This is a genomic window from Nisaea denitrificans DSM 18348, assembly GCF_000426505.1.
In the GTDB taxonomy this organism is placed as follows: Bacteria; Pseudomonadota; Alphaproteobacteria; order Thalassobaculales; family Thalassobaculaceae; genus Nisaea; species Nisaea denitrificans.
In genome coordinates this window covers 114,799-136,885 of record NZ_AUFM01000015.1, presented here as the reverse complement: position 1 = coordinate 136,885, position 22,087 = coordinate 114,799, and the positions used below count along the sequence as shown (strand labels likewise).

General features: G+C 63.3%; 21 protein-coding genes. 13 read left to right on the top strand and 8 right to left on the bottom strand.

The annotated features are described in order from the left end of the window. Positions 1-16: 16 nt before the first annotated feature. A complete protein-coding gene (locus K328_RS0111070; RefSeq protein ID WP_028466035.1) occupies positions 17-844 on the bottom strand; it encodes a DUF3426 domain-containing protein in 828 nt (275 codons plus the stop codon). 227 nt (positions 845-1,071) lie between these two features. Between K328_RS0111070 and ftsE the strand changes: the two genes are divergently transcribed. The 4 genes from ftsE to K328_RS0111050 all read left to right on the top strand — a co-directional run bounded on the left by ftsE (position 1,072) and on the right by K328_RS0111050 (position 5,859). Next, on the top strand, positions 1,072-1,821 hold the full coding sequence (gene ftsE, locus K328_RS23575; RefSeq protein ID WP_051284797.1) for a cell division ATP-binding protein FtsE: 750 nt from the start codon (positions 1,072-1,074) through the stop codon (positions 1,819-1,821). A 3-nt stretch (positions 1,822-1,824) separates the two neighbouring features. Further along, positions 1,825-2,730 carry a cell division protein FtsX gene (locus K328_RS0111060; RefSeq protein WP_028466034.1) on the top strand — a complete coding sequence of 302 codons (906 nt, stop codon included), beginning with the start codon at positions 1,825-1,827 and terminating at the stop codon, positions 2,728-2,730. Further along, positions 2,727-3,386: a YdcF family protein gene (locus K328_RS0111055; protein WP_036553896.1), complete on the top strand. Its 660-nt coding sequence runs from the start codon at positions 2,727-2,729 to the stop codon at positions 3,384-3,386. Before K328_RS0111060 ends, K328_RS0111055 begins: the two co-directional genes overlap by 4 nt. A 130-nt stretch (positions 3,387-3,516) precedes the next feature. Continuing rightward, complete coding sequence (locus K328_RS0111050) at positions 3,517-5,859, top strand: adenosylcobalamin-dependent ribonucleoside-diphosphate reductase (protein WP_028466032.1); 2,343 nt, start codon at positions 3,517-3,519, stop codon at positions 5,857-5,859. Positions 5,860-5,970: 111 nt separating this feature from the next. Here K328_RS0111050 and K328_RS0111045 read toward each other — a convergent pair whose 3' ends face one another. Both K328_RS0111045 and acdA read right to left on the bottom strand, forming a co-directional pair. Beyond that, the gene (locus tag K328_RS0111045) at positions 5,971-7,578 is read right to left on the bottom strand and encodes a thiamine pyrophosphate-binding protein (protein ID WP_028466031.1); all 1,608 of its coding nucleotides are present in this window, start codon (positions 7,576-7,578) and stop codon (positions 5,971-5,973) included. A gap of 37 nt (positions 7,579-7,615) precedes the next feature. Further along, entirely contained in the window at positions 7,616-8,851 is a 1,236-nt protein-coding gene (gene acdA / locus K328_RS23570; RefSeq protein WP_036553894.1) for a 3-sulfinopropanoyl-CoA desulfinase, read from the bottom strand. A gap of 147 nt (positions 8,852-8,998) precedes the next feature. Between acdA and K328_RS0111035 the strand changes: the two genes are divergently transcribed. Further along, on the top strand, positions 8,999-9,865 hold the full coding sequence (locus K328_RS0111035) for a LysR substrate-binding domain-containing protein (RefSeq protein WP_028466030.1): 867 nt from the start codon (positions 8,999-9,001) through the stop codon (positions 9,863-9,865). A 225-nt stretch (positions 9,866-10,090) separates the two neighbouring features. On the opposite strand, the gene K328_RS23565 is transcribed toward K328_RS0111035, so the two are convergent. Beyond that, on the bottom strand, positions 10,091-11,089 hold the full coding sequence (locus tag K328_RS23565) for a 2-hydroxyacid dehydrogenase (RefSeq protein ID WP_051284796.1): 999 nt from the start codon (positions 11,087-11,089) through the stop codon (positions 10,091-10,093). A gap of 221 nt (positions 11,090-11,310) precedes the next feature. Between K328_RS23565 and K328_RS0111025 the strand changes: the two genes are divergently transcribed. Then, positions 11,311-12,831 (top strand): gamma-glutamyltransferase family protein, encoded by a 1,521-nt coding sequence (locus tag K328_RS0111025; protein ID WP_028466029.1) that lies wholly within the window; start codon positions 11,311-11,313, stop codon positions 12,829-12,831. 21 nt (positions 12,832-12,852) lie between these two features. On the opposite strand, the gene K328_RS0111020 is transcribed toward K328_RS0111025, so the two are convergent. After that, a complete protein-coding gene (locus tag K328_RS0111020) occupies positions 12,853-13,056 on the bottom strand; it encodes a hypothetical protein (RefSeq protein WP_028466028.1) in 204 nt (67 codons plus the stop codon). A gap of 99 nt (positions 13,057-13,155) precedes the next feature. Between K328_RS0111020 and cobU the strand changes: the two genes are divergently transcribed. The 3 genes from cobU (at position 13,156) to K328_RS0111000 (ending at position 16,671) form a co-directional block, all read left to right on the top strand. Further along, the gene (gene cobU / locus K328_RS0111015; protein ID WP_028466027.1) at positions 13,156-13,686 is read left to right on the top strand and encodes a bifunctional adenosylcobinamide kinase/adenosylcobinamide-phosphate guanylyltransferase; all 531 of its coding nucleotides are present in this window, start codon (positions 13,156-13,158) and stop codon (positions 13,684-13,686) included. A gap of 566 nt (positions 13,687-14,252) precedes the next feature. Next, complete coding sequence (gene cbiB / locus K328_RS0111005) at positions 14,253-15,230, top strand: adenosylcobinamide-phosphate synthase CbiB (RefSeq protein WP_051284795.1); 978 nt, start codon at positions 14,253-14,255, stop codon at positions 15,228-15,230. Positions 15,231-15,354: 124 nt separating this feature from the next. Then, a complete protein-coding gene (locus K328_RS0111000; RefSeq protein WP_036553886.1) occupies positions 15,355-16,671 on the top strand; it encodes an MATE family efflux transporter in 1,317 nt (438 codons plus the stop codon). A gap of 10 nt (positions 16,672-16,681) precedes the next feature. On the opposite strand, the gene K328_RS0110995 is transcribed toward K328_RS0111000, so the two are convergent. Next, positions 16,682-17,341, bottom strand: coding sequence for a glutathione S-transferase family protein (locus K328_RS0110995; protein ID WP_028466024.1), 660 nt, complete (start codon positions 17,339-17,341; stop codon positions 16,682-16,684). A gap of 171 nt (positions 17,342-17,512) precedes the next feature. On the opposite strand from K328_RS0110995, the gene K328_RS0110990 reads away from it, so the two are divergent. Further along, entirely contained in the window at positions 17,513-18,901 is a 1,389-nt protein-coding gene (locus K328_RS0110990) for a leucyl aminopeptidase family protein (protein ID WP_028466023.1), read from the top strand. Positions 18,902-19,028: 127 nt separating this feature from the next. Beyond that, positions 19,029-19,391, top strand: a complete 363-nt coding sequence (locus K328_RS0110985; protein WP_028466022.1) for a MarR family transcriptional regulator — start codon at positions 19,029-19,031, stop codon at positions 19,389-19,391. Positions 19,392-19,418: 27 nt separating this feature from the next. Here K328_RS0110985 and K328_RS0110980 read toward each other — a convergent pair whose 3' ends face one another. After that, positions 19,419-20,351: a 2-hydroxyacid dehydrogenase gene (locus tag K328_RS0110980; protein ID WP_028466021.1), complete on the bottom strand. Its 933-nt coding sequence runs from the start codon at positions 20,349-20,351 to the stop codon at positions 19,419-19,421. A 321-nt stretch (positions 20,352-20,672) separates the two neighbouring features. Between K328_RS0110980 and K328_RS0110975 the strand changes: the two genes are divergently transcribed. Together K328_RS0110975 and K328_RS0110970 are read left to right on the top strand one after the other, a co-directional pair. Further along, on the top strand, positions 20,673-20,939 hold the full coding sequence (locus K328_RS0110975) for a hypothetical protein (RefSeq protein ID WP_028466020.1): 267 nt from the start codon (positions 20,673-20,675) through the stop codon (positions 20,937-20,939). Positions 20,940-21,121: 182 nt separating this feature from the next. Further along, on the top strand, positions 21,122-21,910 hold the full coding sequence (locus K328_RS0110970; protein ID WP_156901277.1) for a hypothetical protein: 789 nt from the start codon (positions 21,122-21,124) through the stop codon (positions 21,908-21,910). Here the strand turns inward: K328_RS0110970 and K328_RS27160 are convergent. Beyond that, the gene (locus K328_RS27160) at positions 21,889-22,044 is read right to left on the bottom strand and encodes a DUF6471 domain-containing protein (RefSeq protein ID WP_425411517.1); all 156 of its coding nucleotides are present in this window, start codon (positions 22,042-22,044) and stop codon (positions 21,889-21,891) included. The genes K328_RS0110970 and K328_RS27160 overlap by 22 nt on opposite strands. Positions 22,045-22,087 lie beyond the last annotated feature (43 nt).

The following is a 22,087-nucleotide window of genomic DNA, read 5'->3' as shown; positions in this document are numbered from 1 at the left end:
AGTATCCGAGCCCACTTTAGTATCCAAGACCGCCGCCGAGAGCTCGTTCTGAAAAGGTAATGGTCACCTCCGCCGCATCGGCGCCGGGTTGCGGCAGCTCGTATTCGAAGTTGGTCTTCTCGCCCGGCAGCATGACCTGGTTTTCCGCCCGGAACAGCCATTCCTGCATGATATCGCCCTGGCTGCCGGTGAGCTTGCCGGCCAGCGTCGGTACAGTCTGCATCTGCTCTGTCGGGTTGCGGACTTCTCCCTTGATGACCAGCAGCTCGATCGAGCCGTCCGCCTTGCGCCAGACGGCGACATTCTGGATCACCAGCTCCTCGCCGATCACCGGAACACCCAGCCCGATCGAGGCATAGAGCCGGTCGATCGGCGGCCAGGCGGCGACCAGAGAGCCCCGTGCGCCAAACAGAACGGCGAGTACGACCAGCACGGCGATACCGGCGATCGCGGCGACCAGCCCTTTGCGCCGGCGCTTCGGTGGCCGGGACAGCGGCATGCGGCCGCGCGGGATCGGGGGGGCGCCGAATACGCCTTCCTGATCTTCCTGTTCGTCTTTTTCGAAGGCGGGTTCCGCATCGGGATCGGCCTCGCCGCTGCCGAATCGTCCGAACGGGACGACTTCCTCTTCCTCACCGTCCGCTGTGGCCGGTTCCGATGCAGGCGGCAGTGCGGCGGGAGATTCGGCTGCGGCGGGCTTCGGCGCCTTCTTTTCTTCCAGCATTTCCAGTGTCTGATGCCACTCGTGGCTGCACTTGCTGCACCGGAGCTTGCGGCCCTTGGGGCCGATCGCGTTGTCCGGTACGCTGAAGGACTGGCTACATTCGGGACAGGTGAGTTTCATGTGATCCTGTTGTCCACTGACGGTCCGGCCACTATAGGCAAAGCCGACACGCGCGCCTACTGTCCGCCACGCTTTCGATAGTCGGGCTTTGCATGCCAATGCTTTCAATGAAGCTGACGATCTGAAATCATGGGGACTTGAGCAACCGGAAAATCTCGCGAAACCATTTTCGCGGGCCGGTCTGGTGTCTGGGACCGGGTATCTGGGAGAGGGAGGCGCGCCGCGCCGTGATCCAGTTTGACAAGGTGGAGCTCCGCTATCCCGGGAGCCCGGCGATCCTCAGCGATGTCAATTTCGCGGTCGAGGAAAGCTCGTTCCAGTTCATCACCGGGGCGAGCGGGGCCGGAAAATCGAGCCTGCTGAAGCTGATGTATCTCGGCCTGAAGCCGTCGCGCGGACGGCTGTCCCTGTTCGGTCAGAACGCGGCGACCATCGGCCGGGACGGTATTCCGGCGTTGCGCCGGCGCATCGGCATCGTGTTCCAGGACTTTCGGCTGATCCCGCATCTGAGTGCGCTGGACAATGTCGCGCTGCCGTTGCGCATCGCCGGGGCGCGCGAATCGGCGATCCGCGAATACGTTCCGGAGTTGCTTGAATGGGTCGGTCTTTCCGGCCATTTTGACTCGCTGCCGCACACGCTGTCCGGCGGACAGCAGCAGCGCGTGGCCATCGCCCGCGCCGTGATCGGCCGACCGCAGCTCTTGCTCGCCGACGAGCCGACGGGCAATGTCGATGACGGGGTCGCCGTCCGGCTGCTCTATCTCTTCGAGGAACTGCACAAGATGGGCACCACGGTGCTGATCGCGACCCATAACAGGGCGCTGGTGGAGCGCTTTGATCATCCCTGTCTCAATGTTGATGGCGGGCGTGTGACCCGTGTCCGCGGACAGGGTAGCCGGCGTAGCGAGCCGCGTCCTGTCGGTGCGGCCACCAGCGGCGGGACCAGCAATCCCAGCAAGCACCGTCACAGGGGCTGAGGCATGGCTCTTATTCCCCGCGGCGACATTCCGCTGTCGCACGATCCATCCGCCCGCTACCTGCCCTGGCTGCTCGGCATCATGTGTTATTTCGCCGTGCTCGCCTCGGTCGGCGCGGTGATCTCGCATCAGCTCGCCGCACGCTGGGATTTCGCCCTCGGCAGCGTGGTCACGGTACAGATCCCGGCCGCGGTCACCGAGGGCAGCGATGCGCCGCGACTGAGTCAGGCCGAACGGATGATGCGGCAGCTCCCCGGGATCCTGCGGCTGGTCCGGGTCGATACCTCCCGCAGTGTCGAGCTGCTGGCGCCGTGGCTCGGTGCCGAACTCGCTGCCGACTTGCCCCTGCCGCGCCTGTTCGATCTGCATTTCGCCGCCCCGCCGGAGGTCGATCTGAAACAGTTCGAGGCCCGGCTCGGCGAACTCTTTCCCGGCGCCATGGTCGAGGCCCATACCCAGTGGATGAGCCATGTGGCGAAGCTGACCCGGGCGGTCGAGGCGCTTGGCCTGACGGTGCTGGCGCTGGTAATTGGGGCATCAGTGGTCGCCGTGATCTTCGCCGTCCGCACCTCGGTCTCGATCCATCGCGAAGTCATCTCGATCCTGCACCTGATCGGCGCCCGCGACGGCTATATTGCCTCCGAATTTCAGGCCCACGTCCTGAAGATGGCACTGCGCGGCGGTCTGGTCGGCGGCTTTCTTGCCGTTGCGACGCTGGCCGGTGTCGCCGCCGCGCTGGAGCCGGAGGCGGTGGATAGCGCAAACCTGATCCCGACCCTGCTCGGCGGGCTGCCTGCCGGCATCGTCGAATGGATATTGATCGCGTCCGCGCCGGTGCTGGTCGCCTTTGTCGCCTGGATCGCCGCGCGGCTTTCCGTGCTGGGCGCGCTCCGAAAGATGAACCCGTGAGCACCGAGAGCCGGCAGGACGGCCGGAACTGGAAGGCGGGTCCGCTCAGGGGGTGGCTTGTCGGCATCCTGAGCGTGGCCGTTGTGGCCGGCGGCCTCTGGGTCGGCGGCTTCTTCTGGTTCCTTGCCGCCATGCCGTCGGATGCACCGCGTGCCGCACCGGAGGCGGATGCCATCGTCGTGCTGACAGGCGGGAGCCGGAGAATTCCCGTTGCGGTCTCCCTGTTGCTTGAAGGGCATGCGAAGGAGTTACTGGTCACCGGGGTCAACGATATCGTCAGCCCATCCGAATTCCGCGCCGCCATGGCGGAGAGCGGCGTTGCCGTCGAAGCGGAGACGATGGCCTGCTGTGTGGCGCTCGGATACGGGGCCCACGATACCATCGGCAATGCGGAGGAGGCGGCTGGCTGGATGAAGGCGGGCGGCTATCGCTCGATGATCCTCGTCACCTCGAATTACCATATGGCCCGCTCGCGAATCGAGTTTCGGGCAGCGATGCCGGATATCGAGATCAGCGAGTATCCGGTGCGCCCGGCCGATCCGGGCCTTGCCGAATGGTGGAAATCGCCGCAGTCGCGCTTTCTGATTCTGTCGGAATACGTCAAGTACCAGGCTGCCTGGCTGCGGGTGACGCTGGCATCGATGATGCCCGGATGAGGGTTCTCGTGTTATGCTGCTCTTTCGGCGTGACAGGATAGACACGCGACCAAGGTGCATATATATAGCGTCCTCCCGATAGCGCGCGGCTATATATAGTGTTTGACGAGATAGAACGGACGAGCCCGGAATGACTTCAATCGCCCCGGTTTCCCAGCAGATTTGGGACATGAAGTACCGCCTGAAGACCGCAGACGGCGAGCCTGTCGACCGCACCATCGAGGAGAGCTGGCAGCGCGTCGCGCGCGCTCTCGCCGAGGTCGAGACCGATCAGGAAGCCTGGGCGGAGAAGTTCTATACCGCGCTCGCCGATTTCCGCTATCTGCCCGCCGGCCGGATTTTCGCCGGCGCCGGCACCGGCCGTCAGGTCACTTTGTTCAACTGTTTCGTCATGGGAACGGTTCCGGACAACATGGCCGGGATCTTCGAGGGCCTGAAGGAAGCGGCCCTGACGATGCAGCAGGGCGGCGGCATCGGCTACGATTTCTCCACCATCCGGCCGCGCGGCGCGCGGGTGCACGGGGTGGCGGCGGACGCGTCCGGTCCGCTCTCCTTCATGGATGTCTGGGACGCCATGTGCCGCACCATCATGAGCGCGGGCTCCCGCCGCGGCGCCATGATGGCGACGCTGCGCTGCGACCATCCGGACGTGGAAGCCTTCATCGAGGCGAAGCGGGACCCGGCCCGGCTGCGCATGTTCAATCTCTCCGTTCTCGCCACCGATCCATTCATGGAAGCGGTGAAGCAGGACGACCCGTGGGATCTCGTCTTCGACGGCACCGTCTTCAAGACCGTGCAGGCGCGCGATCTCTGGGACAAGATCATGGCCGCGACCTATGCCTATGCCGAGCCGGGCGTGATCTTCATCGACCGCATCAACAAGCGGAACAACCTGCATTATTGTGAGACCATCGCCGCCACCAACCCGTGCGGCGAGCAGCCGCTGCCGCCCTATGGCGCCTGCCTGCTCGGCTCCATCAACCTCGCCCGCTTCGTGAAGAACCCGTTCGAAGAGAATGCGGAGCTGGATCTGGACGAGCTGGCCCGCGTGGTGCCGCTCGCCGTCCGGATGATGGACAATGTGGTCGACACCTCGAAATTCCCGCTGCCGGAACAGGCGCACGAGGCACAGGCCAAGCGCCGCATCGGTCTCGGTGTTACGGGCCTGGCCGACGCCCTGATCTTCTGCGGTCTGCGTTATGGCTCACCGGAAGCGGTGGCGATGACGGAGAAATGGATGGCCGCGCTGCGCCGTCACTCCTATCTCGCCTCGGTCGATCTGGCGAAGGAGAAGGGCGCGTTCCCGCTGTTCGACGCGGACAAGTATCTGGCCAGCGAATCGGTGAAAGAGCTGGACCAGGACGTGCAGGATCTGATCCGGGAGCACGGCATCCGCAACGCGCTGCTGACCTCCATCGCGCCGACCGGCACTATCTCGCTGGTCGCCGACAATGTGTCCTCGGGCCTCGAGCCGGTCTTCAGCTATGCCTATAACCGCACCGTGCTGATGCCGGACGGCAGCCGCAAGACCGAGGAAGTCTCGGATTATGCCTACCGGATGTACAAGCACCTGAAGGGCGACGACGCGGAGCTGACGGATGCCTTCGTCAGTGTCCAGACGCTGACGCCGCAGGATCACGTGGCGATGCAGGCTGCTGTGCAGAAATATATCGACAGCTCGATCTCCAAGACCATCAACGTGCCGGTCGATATTTCCTTTGAGGATTTCAAGGACGTCTATCTCTCGGCCTACGAGCAGGGCTGCAAGGGCTGCACGACCTACCGCCCGAACGAGATCACCGGCTCGGTGCTGAGTGTCTCGGACGAGAAGAAGGAAGAGGCGGCTCCGGCGCCGGCCAACACGCCCGCCAACACAAATCAGGAAGCGGCAACCGCCCCGGTCACGACAGACCCCGCGGCGAACCCCGATGTTGTCTATATGACCGAGCCGCTGGGCCGGCCGGAGGAGCTGCCGGGCAAGACCTACAAGATCAAGTGGCCGGAGAGCGATCACGCCATCTACATCACCATCAACGACGTGATGCAGACCGGCCACCGCCGCCCGTTCGAGGTCTTCATCAATTCCAAGAACATGGAGCATTACGCCTGGACCGTGGCGCTCACCCGGATGATCAGCGCGGTCTTCCGGCGCGGCGGCGACGTCTCCTTCGTGGTCGAGGAGCTGAAAGCGGTGTTCGATCCGCGTGGCGGCTGCTGGATGGGCGGCAAATACGTGCCTTCCCTGCTCGCGGCCATCGGCGGCGTGATCGAGCAGCACCTGCAGGATATTGGCTTCCTGAAAGACCCGGACACGCTGGAAATGGATTTCGGCGGCAAGAAAAAGGTCGTCAATGACGGCCCGATCGCCGGCGGCCCGATCCCGGCCCAATGCCCGACCTGCGGCTCCGTCTCCCTGATGAAGCAGGAAGGCTGCGACCTGTGCACCTCTTGCGGCTATTCGAAGTGCGGGTGAGGGGCTGAGGTCTCTTCCGTCATCCCGGACCTGATCCGGGATCTTATGCAGACGGACTCCGCCCTATGATCTGCCAGGTCCCGGCTCTCCGGCCGGGATGACGTTGTGGACTTAAATCCGGCCGTCGTAGCTTTGCCGGTCGATGCGGCAGGCGCAGAGGGTGAAGGTGTCGGTGGCGAGGCCCGTTCTGATTGCGGAGGCCAGCGTTTCCCGGTCTTCGCACCAGATGCCAATCCCGCCGAGCGCTTCGGCGATGGCGACGAAATCCGTCTCCTGCATATCGACCCCGGCATTGCCGTAGCTCATTTCCCGCTGCTTCTTCTCGATCAGCGCCAGCGAGGCGTCGACGAAGACGACGACGATCACCGGTAGCTTCAGGTCGCGCAGTGTCACCAGCTCTCCCAGCACCATTTCCAAGCCGCCGTCGCCGGTAAAGGCCACCACGGCCCGGTCGGGCGCGGCGAGTTTGGCGCCGGTGGCGAGGGGCAGGGCGCAGCCCATGGTGCAGAGGCCGGTGGATTGCAGCACTGTGTGCGGTGCCTGCGCTTCCCAGATCTGGCTGGCGAGAATGCGGTGGGCGCCGCTATCGACGGTCAGCACCGCGTCGCGCGGGGTGTTGGCGCGGACGGTGGTGGTGATGGCTGCCGGGCCCCAAGCCTCGTTCTGGCCGAAGGCGCCTGCGAGCGCCGACCGTGTGTCCGCGATCAGGCTTCCGGGCCAGGTGGCACGCGGCTCGACCCCGTTCGCGAGGGCCTTCAGGCTTTCGCCGACATGGGCGTGGAAGGTTATCGTGGCGTCATGCATGTAGGAGTATTCCGGCGCGGCCAGCAGCTCGACGATTGTCTTCTCCGCCGGATCCCACAGGTTCTGCCAGCCGGGGCGCATCTCGATCGGGTCATAACCCGCGAGGAGGATGAAATCCGCCGCCTCGATCACCGGTTTCAGATGCGTGTCGGCGAGCGGCGAGAGGCCGGCACCGCCGAGGGATAGCGGGTCGTCTTCCGCCAGTACGCCTTTCGCCTTGTAGCTGGCGATCACCGGGGCGCCGAATTTCCGGGCGAAATCCGCAAGTGTGTCGGCGGCATCCTGATTGACCACATCCAGCCCGGCGACGATCAGCGGCCGTTCGGCCTTTGCCAGTGCGGCGCGGGCGGCATCCAGCGCATCTCCCGGCGCGGGGGCCGAGAGCTGCGGTGCGGGGCGTCTTACCGGTTTGGCGTCTGCGACCTCTTTCGCCGCGACGGCGATGGGCAGATCGATATGCACCGGGCCCGGCCGGTCCGCCATGGCGAGGCGCACCAGCTTGTCGATCAGCGCGTCCGCGTTCTTTTCGGGCATGGTGACGCTGGCCTTGCAGACCGGCCCGAAAACCGCCGTGTGGTCGAAGACCTGATGATTGTAGGTGACGGCTTCACCCGCATCGACGCAGCCGGTCAGCACGATCAGAGGCACCCGGTCCTGCTCCGCATTGGCGGTGACGTTGACCGCGTTCGCGGCGCCCGGACCGACGGTGCAGACCAGCACGCCCGGCGCACCGGTCATGTGCCAGACGCCTTCAGCCATGAACCCGGCGGCATTCTCATGCTTGGCCAGCAGGAAGCGGATGCCCGCTTTCTCCAGCGCATCCACAAGGGTCAGCACCTCGCCCCCCGGCACGCCAAAGGCATAGCGGACCCCCGCCTCGTACAGGCGGCGGGCAATCACATCGGCAATACGCATGGGGCTGTTCCTGTCTGACGGGGCCAGTCTGAAGAGACTATTCGGCGGCGAGGCGCATGGCGGCCTGTTTTTCGGCGAGCCGCTGGTGGCCGTCGCGGGTCTGCGGCAATTTCCGCTCAAGGATGCGGGAGGCAACGACGGTGCGCAAGATCTGCGCGGTGCCTCCGCCAATCGTGAACATGCGGGCGTCCCGCTGCATCCGTTCCATCGGATAGTTCCGGGAATAGCCGCGCGCGCCGAACACCTGCAGGGCGTCCGTGGTCACCTTGATGGCCATCTCGGACGCCATGATCTTGGCCTGCGCCGCGAGCGTCGCATCCGGGAACGGGGCGCTCGGGCCTTCGGCGCTGGCCGCCGCCCGGTAGATCAGCGAGCGGGCGGCTTCGAGCTGCACGGACATGTCCGCCAGCATCCATTGCAGGCCCTGGAATTCAGCGATCGGGCGGCCGAACTGCTCGCGTTCCCCGGCGAAGGCAAGGGCGTGCCGGTAGGCTCCAGCGGCGATGCCCATGCCCACGGTTCCGGCGCCGACGCGCTGTGCGTTATAGGCGCTCATCAGATCGGCGAAACCGCGCTTGAAGCCGCTCGGCGGCAACAACGCCATCGAGGCCGGGATTTCCAGATCCTCGAACATCACTTCGGTTTCCGGAATGCCGCGCAGGCCCATGGTCGGCTCGCGGGTGCCGATGACAAGTCCGTCCGCTTTATCCTTGTCGGCGAGGAAGCCGCCGATGCCAAGCTCGGTGCCGTCCTCGTCGAAGACGCGGGCGAAGATCAGGTGCAGGCGGGAAACCCCGCCGCCGGTGATCCAGTGCTTCTTGCCATTCAGCACATAGGTATCGCCGCGCTTGTCGGCCCGGGTGGTCATCAGCGTCGCGGCGCTGCCCGCATCGGGCTCGGTGATGCAGATGGCCAGCTTGTCGCCGGACAAGACATGTTCGGCGCCGAGCTTCTTCTGGGTCTCGGTGCCGTAGGTCATGATGGCCGAGATCGCGCCCATATTGCCCTCGACCACGATGCGGCCGGTGACACCGCAGGCTGCCGCCATCTCCTCGATCACCAGCACGGTATCGAGATAGGAGCGGCCCGGCCCGCCATATTCCTTCGGCACGGTCATGCCCATGAAACCGGCGTCGGTCAGCGCCTTTATGTTGTCCCAGGGGTACTGCTCGCTGCGGTCCACCTCTGCGGCGCGCGGGGCGATCACATCCGCCGCAAGGGCGCGGGCGCGGGCCTGCAGGTCTTTCTGCTCCGGGGTCAGGTCGAAAAACATGGGCGGCTTCCTCACGCAGGCGTTCTTGTTTTTGCGGAGCGCGGATCTCACGCGCCTCTCACAGGTCCGTGAAGTGTGCGGTTGGGAATAACTTCAGGCAAGCGCATATTTCTGATACTTAAATTCAGAAATAGTGAAGAAAAGCCAATGTCTCTTCGCCGCCTGCAGATCTTTCTCGAAGTCGCCTCCCGGGGCAGTTTCGCCGCTGCCGCCGACCGGCTCGGGGTTGCCCAGTCCGCCGTCAGCATGCAGATGCGCGCTCTTGAGCAGGAACTCGGCGCGGATCTGTTCGACCGGTCCCGCCGCCCGCCGGTGCTGAACGACCGGGGCACCGCGCTGATCCCGAAGGCGCGGGCGATTCTGACCCAGTACGAGGACCTGAAACAGTCTGTGCAGCCGGACGGGCATGTCGCAGGCACGCTCCGGCTCGGCGTGATCCAGACCGCCAGTACCGGCATTCTTCCCGGCGCACTCACAAGCCTGCATGAGCAATATCCGGATCTGCGGGTGCGGATCGAAAGCGGCCTTTCCGCCGGCCTGCTGGGACGGGTTGCGCATGGGGAGCTGGATGCGGCCATCCTGACCGCGCCGGATCGATTGCCCCCGGAGCTGAAAGGCCATCTGATTTTTGAGGAGCCGCTTTCTGTGATTGCGCCGTCGGGGCTGTCTGGCGTGACGGATGCCGAATTGCTGACACGTCATCCCTTCATCCGTTTCAACCGGCGCACCGGCGTCGGCCGGATCATCGAGCATGCCTTACGCGACCGCGCGCTGGCCGTGGATGAGGCGATGGAGCTGGATGCGATCGAGCCGATCATCGAAATGGTGTCCGGCGGGCTCGGCGTCGCAGTGGTGCCTGCCTATGCGCTTGATCCGGAGAGACGTGAGGGAATCCGGGTCTTGCCGTTCGGAGACCCCGTTACGACCCGCCGGGTCATTGTTGTCGAACGGCATGCCTCAACCCGGGCCACGCTCACCGCTGTACTTGTCGCGGCATTAACCGGCTTGCTGTAGCGTTCTCGGCTAACGTGTTTTGCTCAAGACCATGGCTTGCCGCGGCCGCATCGAGATCCCGATTTCCCCATTTGTCACCCCGCCCTTTTTTGTCATCCCGTTGAAAAACGGGACCCAGGGGATGGCGGTCCGTGCTCCATGATCACTGGGTCCCGGCCTCCGCCGGGGTGACGGCGGTGTGTTAGGTAACGGAGTAGGGGGATGCGATCAGGCATCCTTTACCACTCAGCCCTGGCGGGTGCCCTCGAAGCAGAAGTTCTGCAGCTCCTCGCCACGGGCGAAGCGGTCGAGATTGGCGGCGACGAAGGACCAGCGGCGGTTGGCCATCTCGTTGCTCCAGGCCGAGTTGTGGGGCGACATGATGATGTTGTCGAGCTTCTGGAACGGGAACTTGGACGGCCAGGGATTGGGGTCTTTCTTCGACGGGTAGGTGTACCAGACATCGATGATGCCGCCCCGGATCTGCTTGCTCGACAGCGCTTCGTATAGCGCGGCCTCGTCGACCACCGCCCCGCGCCCGACATTGCAGATCACCGCGTCGGACTTCATTTTGCCGAAGGCTTCGCGGTCGATCATGCTGCGGGTGTCGTCGTTCAGCGGTGCCGTGACGATGACGAAATCGCTTTCCGCCAGCAATGTGTCCATGTCGTCGAGGGTGCCGTACCAGTCGACTAACTCCGGCTCGTCGCGCTTGGTGCGGGACAGCGCCATCACACGCATGTCGAAAGCCTTGCAGCGCTTGGCAACTTCACGGCCGATATGACCGTAGCCGACGATACCGACGGTCGCGCCCCGCATCTCGCGATGCATCGGGCCCTTCGAGATGTCCCGGCCGTTGAAGGATTTCTCCTTCATCATCGGATGGGTCTCGCGCATCAGGCCGGTCTGGAATTCCAGCATGCCGGCGAGGACATGTTCGGCGATCGTGGTCTCGTGCTCGAAGGTATTGCAGACCACTGTGCCCGCCGGGATCTTCTCCGGACCGGTCCAGTCGTAACCGGTGAAGGGGATCTGGAACAGCTTCAGCGGAATGCCCTGCGGCAGATCCGGCACGCCGCCGCCGACCAGCACCTCTACATCTGCAATCCGCTCGCGGAAGGCGTCCTCGCCGTCATCCTTCGACCAGGTTTCGATTTCCCAATCCGTCTCCAGATTGTTCTTCAGCATCTCGTAGCGCGGGCTGCCTTTCGGCTGGGTCAGGAGCAGGCGATGGGTCTTCGACACGGGATATCTCTTTCTCGGCGCGGATAACGGAACGGCACGGGGCCACGCTCCGACATAGACCGGTGGCGGATGGCGGGCAAGAGCCGGTGCTTGCACGATTGTCGGCGAGCTGTGCGATCAATGCTGGAACGTATATTCTGCATACCGCAATATTCGAGTGCAGGGCGCGCCGGAATAGATCACACTCGCGCGCTTCCAAGATTACGCATCCAGAGGACGACATGGCCGAGCGGGAACCGAGCATCACGACATGGCAACAGGGCACGCCAAAAGCAGGTGCGGCGGCGTGCGGCAATGCCGATGCAACGCGGGCCGCGCTCGATGTCCTTGAGGCTGGAGGTAATGCTATCGATGCGGCGATTGCCGCGGCTTATGTCATGGGCACGGTGGAGCCGCTTGATTCCGGCATCGGCGCCGGCGGCTTCATGATCCTGCACGATGCCGCCAGCGGAAAGACCGAGTCCGTCGACTTCCTCGGTGTGGCTCCGATGACGGCGCGGTACGATCTCTATCCCTCAGTGGATACCGACAACGCTTATATCGTCCGGGTGAAGGGCCGCGAGAATGAGCGCGGCCATCGCTCGGTTGCGGTCCCGGGCTCGGTGCGCGGGCTTGGCGAGGCGCAGGCGAAATTCGGCAAGCTGGCGATGGCCGATGTGCTGGAGCCGGCGATCAGGCTGGCGGAAGGCGGTTTCAAGGTCGGGCACAAGGCAGCCCTGCGCATGGCCCGCACGGAAGCTCTGCTGAGCCTTACCGGAGCAACGCGCAAACTGTTGCTGAAGCCCGATGGCAGCCTCTACCGGGCAGGGGAAGAGATGGCCAACCCGGAATATGGCCAGTCCCTCCGGATGATCGCGAAAGACGGGCCGGACTGTTTCTACAAAGGCGCCCTCGCGGACCGGTTGCTGGCGGAAATGGAGGCCCATGACGGTTTCCTCAGCCGCGCCGATCTGGAAAGTTACGAGGCGATCTGGCGGGCGCCTGCGACTGCACGGTTCAAGGGGCATGACGTCGCGACCATGCCGCCGCCGTCATCGGGCGGGCTGGTGTTCGCCGGACTGGCGGCGCTGGAGGGCGAGAGCGTCACGGACGGCGCGCATTACGACCTGTTGGCGGGTGCGATGCTGGAGATGTTCCGGAAGCGGGCCGCCGGTTATGGCGACCCGGCGTTCGTGAAGGTTGCCTCCGGTGAGTCGAGCGAGACCACAAGCCTCGCCGTGATCGACAAGGACGGCAATGCGGCCTGCATCACCTATTCCAACAACAACCATTCAGGCGTTGTGCTGCCCGGGACCGGTATCCTGCTGAACAACCAGATGATGCTGTTCAGCCCGTGGCCTGGAAACCCGAACGAGGTGGTCGGCGGCAAGCGCCCTGTCTCCAGCATGATGCCGAGCCTGATGTTCCGGGATGGCAAGGTGCGCATGGCCATCGGCGCTTCCGGCTCGACCCGGATTCCGACATCGATCATGCAGGTGTTGTTCAACAGCCTGGTGCTCGGCGACAGCTTGCCGGATGCGGTTGGCCGCGCCCGGCTACATGCGGAAACCGAAACGCTTCTGGCGGATGCCGAGCTTGGGGAGACCGTCGCCGGCATTGCCGAGGCGCGCAAACTGCAGCTCAAGCTGAGCCCGGGCCGGGATCCGATGCTGGCCTCGGTGCAGGCGGTTGCGGTGAATGATGACGGTACGGCCGCCGCCGTCGGCGATCCCCGGGCCAGGGCCTCGGGGATGGTGCGCTAGCGACCGGACCGGTCTTCCGCGTCAGGCGTTTTTGCTGGCCGCCGCGAAATCGGCTTTCATGCGTTCTTCCAGCTTCAGAAGGTCTTCCGGAGGCTGCAGGCCTTCGGCGCGCATGGTGTTGAGAATGCGCTCAAGCTGTTCCCAGGCTTCATGCAAGTCGGCGTTTTCTTCTTCGACAGATTCCAGAAGCAGCTGTGCGCTCATGGTGAGATCGTCTTGTGGCATATCTTGCTCCTGTTTGCCGACCTGCCCGGGTATGACCAGGGCTTGCCGAAGTGTACTCTGCTCCGTGCGTGCGGGACAGCCGAATGAGGAACAGCCGGAATGACGCAGAGCAGCGGATTGGTGACCTTGGTACTGGGCGGCGCCCGTTCCGGCAAGAGCCGTTATGCCGAGAGCTTGTGCAAGGCGCGTGAAGGCGCCCGGATCTATGTTGCGACAGCCGAAGCGCATGATGACGAGATGAAGGCCCGCATTGCGCAGCATCGGGCGGACCGTGCGGCAGACGGCTGGCAGACGATTGAGGAGCCAAAAGACTTGGCGGCGGTTTTGCGGCGGGAAGCCGTGCCCGGCCGGGTTCTGCTCGTCGATTGCCTGACCCTGTGGCTGACGAACCATCTTCTTGGCGACGCGGATATCGATGCGGAGATTGAGCGGCTTTGTGCGGCCGTCAGCGCGTCATCAGGCGAAGTGGTGTTGGTCGCCAATGAGGTCGGGTTCGGCATCGTGCCGGAGAACAAACTCGCCCGCGCCTTCCGCGATCATGCGGGGCGTCTCAACCAGCGCATTGCGGCGATCGCAGACAGGGTGACCCTGGTCGTTGCCGGACTTCCGGTTCAGGTAAAGGGAAGCTGACGGGGCAGTTGGCCCAAAGGGCGGCCGTCTCAGAAAAAGGTCCATTCTCCGGACAACCCACGCACGCGCAGCACCGAAACCAGATAAATAGCGGCCAAAACGGCAATCACGACGACCGCGGCAAGATCCAGCGTACCATGCGTGACAGCTTTGTAAGCCAGCCATGACATAAGGCACGGCGCGGCAATCCACGTCGTGCTCCTGACCCAGAGACGGCTGGCCTTTATAGCGTGCCGTCTGCGTGTGAAATAACGCCGTCCCATCAGCAAACCTTTCAAACGTAAATGAGGAGACGATTTAACTAATTAAACGATATGTGTTTACGTATTGTAAATTAAAATCGGAAGGCGTAGAGTCGTATGTGGTGAGTCCCTTAGCCGATTCTCCTTGTGAGAACTCACTTGAATCGAAATGGCCCGGTCGTCATGACCGGGCCACTTTTTTTGTCTCCAGAGCGCACAGCCCGGATGCGCTCCAAGACATTTGCACCGATAGAATTCTCTGGAAACGGCGCCTGAAATGGTGTCAGTCGGCGTGAACCTGAAAACCGGCGGGAACGGGCAGATATGATCGAAGCGGCATTGCAGAGCACGGCTGGCATTCTCTGCCTTGCGCTGGTGTTTGACGCGGTGATCGGCGATCCGCCTGCCCTGTGGAACAGGCTGCCGCACCCGGTAGTCCTGTTCGGCAACCTGATCGGCTGGGGCGAGACCCGCTGGAACCGATCCGAGGCCGGCGATGCGGCCCGCCGCCGGGGCGGTGTCATGCTGGCCGTATTGCTGCTTGCCGCCGCCGCGCTCATTGGCTGGCTGCTGCATCGCCTTGTTTCATTCGTGAGCTACGGGTGGCTGCTGGAAGCGGCGATAGCGTCCGTCTTCCTGGCGCAGAAAAGCCTGTACGATCATGTCGCCGCAGTGGCCCGCGCCTTCGAGACAGATGGCTTGCCGGGCGCCCGCCGGGCGGTTTCGATGATCGTTGGGCGCGATCCGGAGCAACTGGACGAGGGTGGTGTCAGCCGGGCTGCGATCGAGACGGCGGCGGAGAATTTTTCCGACGGCGTGGTGGCGCCGGCTTTCTGGTACCTGATCGGCGGTCTGCCGGGACTGCTTGCCTACAAGGCGCTGAACACGGCCGACAGCATGATCGGCCACAAAAATGAGCGGTATCTGATGTTCGGCTGGGCATCCGCCCGGCTGGACGATCTGGCGAACCTGATCCCGGCCCGGTTGTCCGCCCTACTGATCTGGACGGCCGCATTTGTGACGCCCGGTGCGGATGCCCGCTCCTCGGTCCGGGCGACCCTGCGGGATGCCCGTCTGCACCGCTCGCCCAATGCAGGCTGGCCGGAGGCGGCGATGGCGGGCGCGCTCGGGCTGCGTCTTGCCGGGCCGCGCGTCTATGGCGGCAAAACTGTCGACGACTCCTGGATGGGAGCGGGCGGTGCGGATGCCGGTATGGGCGATATCCGCCGGGCCCTTGTCCTGTTCCGGCTGGCCTGCGGCGCGTTGATCCTTGTTGCGGGCTTGCTGGCTCTGGCCGCGTGAAGCCGCCTCCACAGATCTGATGGGTCGCCGTTCGATTTTATTCGGATCGGCCGGACAGGCTTGTCTTTATGGTCGAGGCCGGATTACACCCCGCCACCCCGAGCAATCGAAGGCAGCACGAACCATGTCCCTCCAGCCGACCATCAACCGCCGGGTCTGGAACCTCGCCTGGCCCGTCGTGCTGTCAAATCTGACGGTGCCTCTGGTCGGTGCGGTGGATACGGCCGTGGTCGGCCATCTGGATGCCGCCTTCTATATCGGCGGCGTGGCGCTCGGCACCCTCTTGTTCAATTACATCTATTGGGGCTTCGGCTTCCTGCGCATGGGCACCACGGGCTTTGTCGCTCAGGCGAAAGGCGCGGGGGACGGGACGGAGGTTCTGGCCAGTCTCGGCCGGGCCTTGCTGCTGTCGCTGTTATTCGGCGGCATTTGCCTCGCCCTGACTGTGCCGATGGCGGACTTTGCCTTCTCCATCCTGGACGGCAGCGAGCAGGTCGAGGAGGCGGCGCGGTCCTATTTCATGATCCGTGTCTGGGCCGCACCGGCGGCCTTGTGCAATTTCTCCGTTCTCGGCTGGCTGTTCGGCATGCAGGCGATGCGCGGCGGGCTGATCCAGCAGGTCGTCATCAACTCTGTGAATGTGGTGCTGAACCTGATCTTCGTGCTCGGGCTCGGCTGGGGCATCGAAGGCGTCGCGCTGGCGACGGTGATTGCCCAGTATATCGGACTTCTGGTCGGTGCCGTGCTGGTCTGGCGCCTGGCGCCGCGCGATGTCCGCCTGCCGCGTCTCCGGGAACTTGCCGCGGTCCGGCGCCTGAAGGCGATGATGTCGGTGAACCGGGATATCTTCATCCGCACGCTGGCGGTGCTGACGGCCTCCGCCTTCTTCATGAACGAGAGCGCGAAGCTCGGGGACACGGTGCTGGCGGCCAATGCGGTGTTTCTTATCTTCAAAAGCGTCGCGGGATACGGCCTGGACGGTTATGCCCATGCCGCAGAGGCGCTGGTGGGGGAGGCGATCGGACGGCGGTCGCGGGTGCAACTGCGTGCGGCGGTGATTGCCACCACCAAGGGCGCCGCCGTTCTGGCCGTCCTGATGACGGTGCTGTTTTTCGCCGCGGGCTCTCTCTTCATCGACCTGATGACCAGCATCCAGGCAGTGCGGGATGTCGCCCGTGACTATCTGCCGTGGGCGGCGGCGATACCGCTTGTCGCGGTCTGGTCCTTCCAGCTCGACGGAATGTTCATCGGGGCGACGCGCGGGGCGGAGATGCGGAACGGCATGCTGATCGCCCTCGCGGTCTTCGTCGCGGCGGCATATCCGCTGACCAGTCTTCACGGCAACCACGGGCTCTGGGCCGCCTATTGCCTGTTCCTGCTGGTCAGGGCCGGGACCATGGCGCTGTATTACCCCCGGCTGGAACGCGGACTGGCGGGCTAGTCCAGGCGGCCTACAATTCGTGCCGGTCGATCACCATCGGCTCGTTCCTGGCGTCTTCCACCCAGGCCTTCATGGCTGGAAAGTCCCAGACCGCCTCGGCATAGGCCGCGGCTTCATCCGCCAGTTCGACACCATAGGTGCGGAAGCGCGAGACCACCGGGGCGAACATCGCGTCCGCGATCGTAAAGTGGCCGAACAGGAATGGGCCGTCGGCGGGATCGGTCACCCGGCGCCGGTGATTGCGCCAGATCGCCGAGATCCGGTTGATGTCTTCCTGCACGCCGGGCGCCCGTCCGTGCCCCGGAAAGCTGGAGCGGACATTCATCGGCATGTTCTTGCGCACGGCGCCGAAACCGGAATGCATTTCGGCCGAAACCGACCGGGCCCGCGCGCGGGCGATCGGGTCGTCGGGCCACAACCCTGCTTCCGGATGCTTCTCGGCCAGATACTCGCCGATAGACAGGCTGTCCCAGACCGTCAGCTCGCCGTCTTTCAGGACCGGAACGAAGCCGGACGGCGAATGCCGCAGGATTTCCTGACGCGTGTTCGGCGTGTCGAGCGCGATCACTGTTTCCTCGAACGGGATGTCGCACGCGGTCATCATCAGCCACGGCCGCATTGACCAAGACGAATAGTTCTTGTTTCCAATGATGAGGCTGTACGGCGCCATAACGGTTTTCCTCCGAGCTTTGTTGCCGCCATTTGAACCGGCTGGAGCCTGCTGCGCAACCTCTGACATGCAACAGGGCGCCGAGCTGGGGCGATCCATGGCGGCTTCGCTTGAGCGGGTCTGCCGTGCAGGCTAGAACAAAAGCACCGTCTCTTTTACTGGAGCCCCCCGATGCCGTTCCGTTTCGTTGGAAAAGCGACCCCGAAATCCATTCCGCTGACCCCGGTCAGCGCCGCCACCTTGCCGGCATGGCGGAAAGCAGCGGACGCCCGCACCGCGCGTTGGATCGGCGAATCGGAGTTTTCGGCAGCGCCGGGGGCGACCTGCTTCCTGCCCGATGCCGATGGCGGGCTCGAGCGCGTCCTGTTCGGTGTGGAGGAGCAGGAGGTGCCGGGAGGTGGCCTCTGGGATCTGGCGCCGCTGCCGGCCGTGCTACCGAAGGGCCGTTATTACCTTGAGGCGGAGCTGTCGCCCGAGGCGGCAACAAGCGCGGCGACCGGCTGGGCGCTGGCGCATTACCGGTTCGACACGTTCAAGGAAAAGACCGTCTTCAAGGCCGAGCTGGTCTGGCCCGACGGCGCCGATCAGGACGAGGTGCGCCGCCTTGCCGAGGCGACTGGGCTTGCCCGCGACCTGATCAACCGGCCGGCCAACGATCTCGGCCCGGAAGAGCTTGCAGACGCGGCGTCCGATCTCGCCAAGAGCTACAAGGCGAAGATCGAGATCATCGAGGGCGAGGCGCTTCTGGCCGAGAATTTCCCGATGATCCACGCCGTCGGCCGGGCCGCCGACCGGGCGCCGCGGCTGATCGATATCCGATGGGGCAAGAAAAGCCATCCGAAGGTGACGATTGTCGGCAAGGGCGTGATCTTCGACAGCGGCGGTCTGGATATCAAGCCCGCTGCGGGCATGCTGATGATGAAGAAGGATATGGGCGGGTCGGCGCACGCATTGGGCCTCGCCAAACTGGTCATGGACGCGGAGCTGCCGGTGCGGCTCCGGGTGCTGGTCCCGGCGGTGGAGAATGCGATCTCCGGCAACGCCTTCCGGCCGATGGATATCCTGCCGTCGCGCAAGGGACTGACCGTCGAGGTCGGCAACACGGATGCCGAAGGCCGCCTTGTGCTGGCCGACGCGCTGACCGAAGCCGACAGTGAAAAGCCGGAGATGATTCTCGATTTCGCCACCCTGACCGGCGCTGCCCGGGTCGCGCTGGGCACCGACCTGCCCGCGCTTTTCTGTAACGATGACGCGCTTGCCGCCGATCTTCTCGAAGGCGGGCTGGAGACGCGGGACGCGCTCTGGCGGCTGCCCTTGCACAAGCCTTATCGGGAGATGCTGAAGTCGCCGAACGCCGATCTTTCCAGTACCGGATCGGGCGGGTATGGCGGCGCGATCACGGCGGCGCTTTTCCTGGAGCACTTCGTTTCGTCGGAGACACGATGGGCTCATGTCGACGTGATGGCCTGGAACCTGAAGTCCCGGCCGGGCCGCCCGGAAGGCGGGGAAGTCATGGGTATACGGGCTTTTTATAAAATGTTGCGCAAACGTTATGGTTAACGGCCGGTAAATACGGTTAGCTGACAGTAAATTCGCGTTTCGCGAACGATCTTTCGTTGCGCGGTGCGGTTGCTCCCTGTATTGTCAAATCGAATTCGTAACAAACAGGGTTATGCTGGTACCGGATATGGCTGTCGATTCGATACAAGCCCTAGGCATTTGGCGCAAAGCCCTGGTCGAAAGCGTCCGGCGCGATACGCCGGACCTGACCGCCCGGCAACTGGCGGTCCTGCTCACCGTCTATATCGAGAATCCGCCGCACACGGTGCGCGGGCTCGCCGCCGCTTTGAACGTTTCGAAACCGGCCATTACCCGGGCGCTTGACCGTCTCGGCGAATACGGCTTCGTGCGCCGCCGCCCGGACGAGGCGGACCGGCGCAGCGTGCTGGTGCAGCGGACCGTGAAGGGTTCGGTCTTCCTGACCGAGTTCGGCGACCTTGTCGTCGACGCGTCACGCGGCAGCCGGTTCGAGGCAGACGCGGCCGACTGACGCCGGGCGCCTGTTCCTACATTCCACTCAGTACTGAATTTTCGGATCGACCAGATTGTCCGGCGTCTCGCCGCTGAACACTTTCCGGATCGCGTCGGCGACCTGATCTCCGGCGCTGACCGGGTTGGTCTGGGCCGAGACATGCGGCCAGAGATCGACCTTCGGATGCTCCCAGAACGGGCTGTCCTGCGGCAGCGGCTCGGTGCGGAACACGTCAAGAGCGGCATGGGCGATATGGCCGCTGTCCAGTGCCGCCAGCAGATCCTCCTCGACCACATGACCGCCGCGGCCTGAATTGATCACGAAGGCACCCTCGGGCAGCGCGGCCAGGGTCTTCGCATTGATTACGCCCTCGGTCGCCTTGGTCAGCGGCAGCAGGCAGCAGAGGATTTCGGTCCGGGCCAGGAAGTCCATAAGCTGGTCCTCCCCATAATAGCTCTTCACACCCTCGATCTGCTTTTCCGTCCGGCTCCAGCCGGCTGTGTCGAAACCGAGCGCGGCGATCTTGGAGGCGGCATCCGCGCCGAGCGCGCCGAGGCCGAGAATGCCGACCTTGCGGCTCGCCGTATCCGGCGCCGGCAGGGATTTCCAGGTCTTGCTCTTCCGCAGCTCCTCATATTCCGGCGCCTGACGGTGGTAGCGCAGCACATGCAGCAGCACCCACTCGCTCATCGCCTGGGACATCCAGGGATCGACCAGCCGCATGATCTGCGCGTCTTTCGGCAGGTTGGGATCGGCGAAAATATGGTCCACGCCCTGACCGAGGGAACAGATGCATTTCACGTTCGGCATGCCATCAAGCGTGCCAGGAGGCATCTTCCAGGCGAGCACGAACTCGATATCCTCCGGATTGCCGATATCCGGCCAGGACCGGAAGTCGAGACCCGGAATCCGCTGCTTCAGCATTTCTTCCCAGGCAGGCGCGGAATCGCTCGTGGACCGGAACATAACGGCGGGCATGGAACTCTCCGGAAATCTGTTCAAAAGGCAGGAATTCGGTCCTAGCACGGGGACGGGCTGGAGCAAAGGCGGACGGGGTGGGTCGGTTGGAGTCTAGCGGTCTTGATCTGCTATGTAATAGTCGTGCCACGGACGCTGTATTCAGCTTATGTGAAAAAACTAAAATTGACCGCGCGATCTGAATCAATTGCCTAAGGTGATAGCGGACATTGCTACCCGCGAAGATCGCGGCAATCTCTATCTACAACCACAATGCGACGGTGCATCTAAAGTTGGGTTGGTTGGAGACCCGTAAGAGCGAAAGCAAGAAGCGGAGCGACAATGGCTGCAATCGCCATTCTAAATTGGGCCTCGATCATAGCGGGCATGGCTGCAGCGGGTCTGTGGTTCTGGTCGTCTATTGTGAAGGTGCCGCCAGATCCAGAATCACAAGACTTCCAAATTATCGATACAGGACACGGCAAAGATTACGATGTCCTGGAGACCGCGCGCGTCCAAACAGTTTGGAATAGCAGGGCGGCCTTGGCGACTGGTGTAGCTGTAGCCGCTCAAGCCATTGCCCTTTTGTTGCCATCAATTTCAAACTGACCCACAACCCGGGCCGGAGAGCGCTTTTTCGCCATCCCCAAAATCCAGTGCCGTCATCCCTTCGTAGGACCAGAATTAGGTATCAGGTGCACCTAAGCTTGTGTTCACGCTATAGTTAGTGGATGGCGGGATACTGGAGACGGGTTCACAAGGAAGCGTTCCGACGCGCGTGGGGTCGTGTGTTGAATTCACCGGGCGCCGCCGTTCTTTCGTTATTGAGCGCCTTCGGAGCCATTTGGGGCTTAGCTGTGTTTGGTTCTCCTGATGCCGCTTTCGATGAGGTCGCTTCCCGCCTCGGAATCGCGGGGCTCTCACTGATCATCATCTTTTGCATGTACCTCTATGAGGTGTGGCGCGTTCCGGGTGATTGGGACGTGGAGAAAGTGCAGCGTATCGATGATTTAGAGGAGTCTCTAAAGCCGACACTCAAGATCACTTGGGACTCGTCAATCTGCATCGTGGAAAAGCGTCGGGGCTCCATCCAGAGATCAATCAGTGGGCACCCGTGGATGGACATCCGAGAGAACATCACCGAAGTTCGGCTAGCTTGCGACAACATATCGAAGCGGCCGTTTCAGTGCGTCGGGTATTTGACAAGCGTTAAGCTTCTTGGAGATGAACCGGAAGAGTGCTTACACGATCCGCAGCAGCTAAGTTGGTGCGGTAGTCGCGAAGAAGCGATGATGCATGACTCTGTTTTTATTGACCCATACGTGCGTCAGTTCATCTGCGTCTTAAAGGGTGTAGGACGGCCTGAAGTCGCTTCTGTTGAAACGATCAGCAATGTTACGATGTTCAACCGATCTGGCGACTACGAATTGACCGTTGTGATTGTCGGAGATTATCGGACTCAAGCTAAAGTGACGTTGGTCCTCCATCTTAAGTATGATGAGGACAAGAAGCCGCTCCAACTGATCGAAGAGCTTGAGGTTACGAGCGTCAACATCGTTCAGACATCGGCTGACATGTAAATCTGCTGGCACCCGATTGCCGATAGAAATTGCAGCATGGAGGCTGCGATAAATTTTCCGCGCGATAGTTTATTGCGAAGGTTCGCTTCTTTCTTCGGTACGCTCATATTCGCAAGCCTCTCAGTGAGCCGGATCCATGGATCATAGAGCGCAGCGCGTCATGCCGAGATCCCGGAT

Excerpts from the sequence above, each read along its gene's own strand:
- K328_RS0111070 (WP_028466035.1), bottom strand. The coding sequence starts at position 844 with ATGAAACTCACCTGTCCCGAATGTAGCCAGTCCTTCAGCGTACCGGAC.
- K328_RS0111060 (WP_028466034.1), top strand. The coding sequence starts at position 1,825 with ATGGCTCTTATTCCCCGCGGCGACATTCCGCTGTCGCACGATCCATCC.
- K328_RS0111050 (WP_028466032.1), top strand. The coding sequence starts at position 3,517 with ATGACTTCAATCGCCCCGGTTTCCCAGCAGATTTGGGACATGAAGTAC.
- K328_RS0111045 (WP_028466031.1), bottom strand. The coding sequence starts at position 7,578 with ATGCGTATTGCCGATGTGATTGCCCGCCGCCTGTACGAGGCGGGGGTC.
- acdA (WP_036553894.1), bottom strand. The coding sequence starts at position 8,851 with ATGTTTTTCGACCTGACCCCGGAGCAGAAAGACCTGCAGGCCCGCGCC.
- K328_RS0111035 (WP_028466030.1), top strand. The coding sequence starts at position 8,999 with ATGTCTCTTCGCCGCCTGCAGATCTTTCTCGAAGTCGCCTCCCGGGGC.
- K328_RS0111025 (WP_028466029.1), top strand. The coding sequence starts at position 11,311 with ATGGCCGAGCGGGAACCGAGCATCACGACATGGCAACAGGGCACGCCA.
- K328_RS0111020 (WP_028466028.1), bottom strand. The coding sequence starts at position 13,056 with ATGCCACAAGACGATCTCACCATGAGCGCACAGCTGCTTCTGGAATCT.
- cobU (WP_028466027.1), top strand. The coding sequence starts at position 13,156 with ATGACGCAGAGCAGCGGATTGGTGACCTTGGTACTGGGCGGCGCCCGT.
- cbiB (WP_051284795.1), top strand. The coding sequence starts at position 14,253 with ATGATCGAAGCGGCATTGCAGAGCACGGCTGGCATTCTCTGCCTTGCG.
- K328_RS0111000 (WP_036553886.1), top strand. The coding sequence starts at position 15,355 with ATGTCCCTCCAGCCGACCATCAACCGCCGGGTCTGGAACCTCGCCTGG.
- K328_RS0110995 (WP_028466024.1), bottom strand. The coding sequence starts at position 17,341 with ATGGCGCCGTACAGCCTCATCATTGGAAACAAGAACTATTCGTCTTGG.
- K328_RS0110990 (WP_028466023.1), top strand. The coding sequence starts at position 17,513 with ATGCCGTTCCGTTTCGTTGGAAAAGCGACCCCGAAATCCATTCCGCTG.
- K328_RS0110985 (WP_028466022.1), top strand. The coding sequence starts at position 19,029 with ATGGCTGTCGATTCGATACAAGCCCTAGGCATTTGGCGCAAAGCCCTG.
- K328_RS0110980 (WP_028466021.1), bottom strand. The coding sequence starts at position 20,351 with ATGCCCGCCGTTATGTTCCGGTCCACGAGCGATTCCGCGCCTGCCTGG.
- K328_RS0110975 (WP_028466020.1), top strand. The coding sequence starts at position 20,673 with ATGGCTGCAATCGCCATTCTAAATTGGGCCTCGATCATAGCGGGCATG.